The sequence below is a fragment of the Frankia sp. AiPs1 genome (genome assembly GCF_023716945.1).
Lineage (GTDB): Bacteria > Actinomycetota > Actinomycetes > Frankiales > Frankiaceae > Frankia.
Genome location: NZ_JAMQQF010000497.1, coordinates 1 through 4,469 on the forward strand (window position 1 = coordinate 1; position 4,469 = coordinate 4,469).

Consider the following 4,469-nt stretch of genomic DNA (forward strand, 5'->3'; position numbering starts at 1 on the left):
CGGGAGTACGTCGCCGATCCGGCGGGCGCCGGCGGCGAGCTCGCCCCCCCGCGGTCGTCGCCGGAGCCGAGCGGGCAGGTCGGCCGCCGGGATCGCCGGCTGGCGTCACCGCATTCGGATCATCACATGAGGACGGTCTTGTAGAGATGCAGAAAGTCGCACTCGCCTATCTCGGTTACGCCGGTCGCGGAAACCTCGGCGACGACGCGATCGAGCTCGTCTACAGGCGGGCGTTCCCGCAGGCGCGGATCGCCGCCCTGCCGCTTTATCCCGGGGACCTGCCCGGCCACCTGCGGGAGCGTCGGCACCTCGGTTTCCGGGACGCCTCCCTGCTGCTCGGTGGCGGCACGGTGATCGGACGCAAGAACTGGCGGGTTCACCTGCTGACCGGCGGCCGGCTCGCCGGGCGCCGCCCGTTCCACATGCTCGGCGCCGGCGTCGAGGACCCGGTCTTCCAGGGCCGTAACTCGTTCTCCGCGAACGGGGAGCTGCGCCGGTGGCGACCGTTGCTGGAGCAGTTCGACCGGGTGACCGTGCGCGGACCGCGCTCCGCGGAGCTGTTGGGGACCATCGGAGTGGTCAGCGAGGTCGTGGGGGATCCGGCCCTGCTGCTCGAACCCGGCCCGGTGCCGCGATCGGTGGATGCGGGCGTGCTCGGCCTCAACGTCGGCTGGGGCGACGACATGTGGGGGCACGATCCCGAGCGGGTCGGCCGGGAGCTCGCCGGCGCCCTGCGTCAGCTCGCCCGGCGCGGCTGGCGGTTCCGGGCCTTCCTCGCCAACGACAGCGACCGGGCGTACACCGAACGGCTGCTGGCCGACGCCGGGGTGACCGACCGGACCGAGGTGTACGTCACCGTTGATCCGGACACCTACCTGCACTCGGTACGCGGCTGTTCGGTGCTCGTGGCCCAGCGGCTGCACGCGGCGATCCTGTCCTGCTGCGCCGCCGTGCCGACCATCGCCATCGGCTACCAGCCCAAGTGCGACGACTTCATGGCCTCCCTCGGCCAGGAGCGGTTCCTTCTGCGCACCGACGAGGTCGACACCGAGTCGCTCGTCGAGCTGGTGGAGAAGGTCGACGCGGACCGCGCGGACCACGTGATGCGGCTGCAGATCGCCGTCGACGGGCGCCGCGCGGCCCTGCGCGCGGCGCTGGCTCGCATCGGCGATCAGCTCGGCCTCGACCACGCCGCCGGCTAGGAACCGGCCTGGCCGCGACCACCGCCGACGTCGGTTTCCGAGCGACGCCGGCCCGGCCGCGGCCGGGCGACGCTGGTCCTCGCGTCCGGCCCACCCGGCCTCACCGCCCGGCCGGCATCCGCCGGCCTCCCCACCCACCCGCCATTGCCCGGCATCCACCCAGCGGAGACAGGTTCACGTGCAGATGAGCGGAGTTCGCGCCCGCCTGGCGATCGCCCTGGGACTGATCTGTCTCGTGTTGCTGCCGCTCGATGCCCCCGGCGGCCTGCGGGCCGCCGTGATCCTCCCGGCGGTCCTGCTCCTGCCGGGTGCGGCCGTCCTCAGCTTCGTGGTGATCAAGGATCGGGCGCTCTGGGCCGGCCTCGCCGTCTGCGTCAGCCTCGCGGTCGAGGCTGTCGCGCTCTGCGCGCTGCTGTGGCTGCGGATCTGGCACCCGGACGCGGTGGCCGCCGTGCTGGTCGCGCTGTCGGTGGCGATCATCCTGGTCAACTCGCGACGATCCCGGTCCGCTCCCGAGAACGGCGCGGCGCGGGTGTCCGTCGCGGGCTACCTGACCGATGCCGCCCCCACCGAACCCATCGCGCGCGGTGGATTCGGCGCCCACACCGACCGCATCGCGCGGGGCAACGTCGGGATCCACACCAAACCCATCGCGCGGGGCAACGTCGGGGTCCACACCGACCGCATCGCGCGGGGCAACGTCGGGATCCACACCGAACCCATCGCGCGCCGGACCGGTGACGTCGAGGCCGGCGGGCGCGCGGGGGCGCCGCGGCCGCGGGCCGTCGCCGCGATGAAGCTCGTGGCTCCCGGTGTCCTCGCGGCCGTCCTGTTCGCGATCAGCGTCGGACGGGTGGATCCGGGGCGGATGGGGCAGTACGGCATGCTGACCGTGCTCCCGGTGACCTGGTATCTGGCGCTCGCGCTGCTGCTGGCGGGCGCGGTCGTCGTGCTCACCCGGCCGGTGGTCAACCGGGCGGCGGCGGCCGGATACCTCTTCGGGATCGTGTTCGTGCTCTTCGGCACGGCTCCGCTGGTGTACTCCGTGCCCCATTACTCCTGGGTGTACAACTACGTCGGCGTGACGCGCTACATCCTGGCGCACCATTCCCTCGACGGGAACGTCGACATCTACCAGCGGTGGCCCGGATTCTTCGCGGTGGCCGCATTCCTCTCGGGGCTGACCCGGACGACGGATCCCCTGGTGTTCGCGCAGTGGGCGGAGGTCTTCTTCGTCTCCGTCTCCGCGCTGCTGGTGTCGTGCCTCGGCCGGTCGTACCTGCGTTCGGTGAGTCTCGGCTGGGTGGCCGCGCTCGTGTTCGTCGTGGGCAACTGGGTCGGGCAGAGTTATTTCGCGCCCCAGGGGCTCGCGCTCACCCTCGCGCTGGCGATCTACTGCCTGCTCGTCGGGTTCTGCCGGTCGGCGGGGCGGGGGACGACGGCCACCGCCGACGAGACCAGGCTGCGCCGCTGGGCGATCGCCGTCGCGGTGCTGCTGCAGGCCGCCGTGGTGGTCTCCCACCAGCTCACCCCGTACCTGATCGTGGTCAGCGTGGTGGTGCTCGTCGCCTCCGGCCTGGTCCGGCCGTGGCTGCTCGTCGTCCTCATGACGGTGCTCGCCGTCGCCTTCCTGATCCCGAACCTGTCCTACATCACCAGCCATTTCGGGGTCGCATCCTCCCCCGATCCGTTACAGAACCTTCGGCGGGTCGACCCGTACGGCGCGAAGCCGCTGCCGGGCAAGGCGCTGCACGCCCGGGCCGGTACCGCGCTGTCGATGCTCGTCTGGCTTCTGGCGGCCGTGGCGGTCGTGCGCGGCCGGCTGCGTCGGCGGCCGGGTATCGGCGTGCTCGGCCTGCTGTTCGTCTCGCCCGCGATCCTGGTTTTCGGGCAGGACTACGGGGGCGAGGCGATCTTCCGGGTCTACCTGTTCTCGCTGCCCTGGGCGTCGCTGGCCATCGCCAGCGGCATGGTCCGGGGCGAGCCGAGCCCGGTGCCGGTTGGACCGGTGGTGCAGCCCGCGAGGTCCGCGAGGTCCGCGAGGTCCGCCAGGTCCGCGAGGCCCGCGGTGCCCGCGGTGCCCGCGGTGCCGGTGGTGCCGGTGGTGCGGGCACGGCGGGTCGGGGTGGTGGCGCTGGCCTGCACGGGAGCCTTCCTGCCCGCCTTCTTCGGCCAGGAGGAACTGAACTACATGCCGGCCGGCACCGTGGCGGCCAGCGACTACTTCTACGGGCACGCGCTGTCGGGCTCCGTGCTCATGTGCGCCGCCCCCAACTTTCCCCGTAGCTACGGGCCCAACTATGACGAGTTCATCCACATGAAGAACGGCGACGAACCGAACATGCTGCTCAATCCGGACCTGCGGGGGCGCGAGCTGGGTCCGGCGGACGTGAGCACCGTGGCGTCGGAGATCAGGAAGTACTCCAGCCGTGGGTACCTCGCCTTCGCCGACAGCGGGGACGCCTATGTCCGGACGTTCCAGCTCGCACCGGCCGGCGCACTCGGGCGGCTGGAGGCGGCCGTGGCCCGGTCGCCATCGTTCCGGCTCTGGTACCGCAACGCCGACACGCGCATCTACGCCCTGGCCGACTCCAGGGCGGTCGGTGGGTCCAAGGACGTCCGGTTGCCTCAGACTCCCCCGCCCGCGGCGGACGCCGTGGTCACCAGTGGGCCGGCCGCGGCCGCCGCGTCGCTGGGGCGGCCCTGATGGCCGCGTGGCGTTCGACGACGGTCCAGGTGAGCGTCCTGGGACTGCTCAGCGTGCTGGTCCCGCTGCTGGAGGCGGCGGACACCGGGGGAGCGGTGCGGGTCGTGCTGGCGCTCGCCTTCCACGTGACGATCCCCGGCATCCCGCTGCTCCTGCTCACCCGTCTGGACAGCCCGGTCCTGCTCGCCTGCGTGGGCGGCGCGCTGTCCGTGGCGCTGACCATCATCGGCGCCCAGCTCATGCTGTGGTCCGATGCGTGGCATCCCCTTGCCCTGGTGGTCGTCTTCGCGCTCGTCTCGCTGGCAGCGCTGGCCGCCGACCGCTGGCGGGCGCGCCCGTCGGCGACGCCGGCCGGCTCGGTACGGGACGGTCTGCACAGGAGCGGAGCGTGATCGCGTCGTGTCCCGGCGGCCGCGATGGCGGGGTGGGGCTGTCGTGACGACGGATGCGTACACGCGGCCGGGGAAGGGCGCGGGGGAGCGGGCAGCGGCCGTCGACTCCGACCGCGACGACCCCGACCGCGAAGACGCCGAGCGCGACGCCGCGGCGGGCCGGACCGC

The 4,469-nt window shown here is 72.7% G+C and carries 3 protein-coding genes; all 3 read left to right on the top strand.

Going from position 1 to position 4,469, the window contains the following annotated elements; genetic code table 11:
• Positions 1-146: 146 nt before the first annotated feature.
• Positions 147-1,202 carry a polysaccharide pyruvyl transferase family protein gene (locus tag ND748_RS26030; RefSeq protein WP_251748771.1) on the top strand — a complete coding sequence of 352 codons (1,056 nt, stop codon included), beginning with the start codon at positions 147-149 and terminating at the stop codon, positions 1,200-1,202.
• A gap of 184 nt (positions 1,203-1,386) precedes the next feature.
• The gene (locus ND748_RS26035; RefSeq protein ID WP_251748773.1) at positions 1,387-3,909 is read left to right on the top strand and encodes a DUF1616 domain-containing protein; all 2,523 of its coding nucleotides are present in this window, start codon (positions 1,387-1,389) and stop codon (positions 3,907-3,909) included.
• 29 nt (positions 3,910-3,938) lie between these two features.
• The gene (locus ND748_RS26040; protein ID WP_251748775.1) at positions 3,939-4,301 is read left to right on the top strand and encodes a hypothetical protein; all 363 of its coding nucleotides are present in this window, start codon (positions 3,939-3,941) and stop codon (positions 4,299-4,301) included.
• Positions 4,302-4,469 lie beyond the last annotated feature (168 nt).

What these genes read in the sequence shown, in the direction of transcription:
- ND748_RS26035 (WP_251748773.1), top strand. Translation starts at nt 1,387, where the DNA reads ATGAGCGGAGTTCGCGCCCGCCTGGCGATCGCCCTGGGACTGATCTGT.
- ND748_RS26030 (WP_251748771.1), top strand. Translation starts at nt 147, where the DNA reads ATGCAGAAAGTCGCACTCGCCTATCTCGGTTACGCCGGTCGCGGAAAC.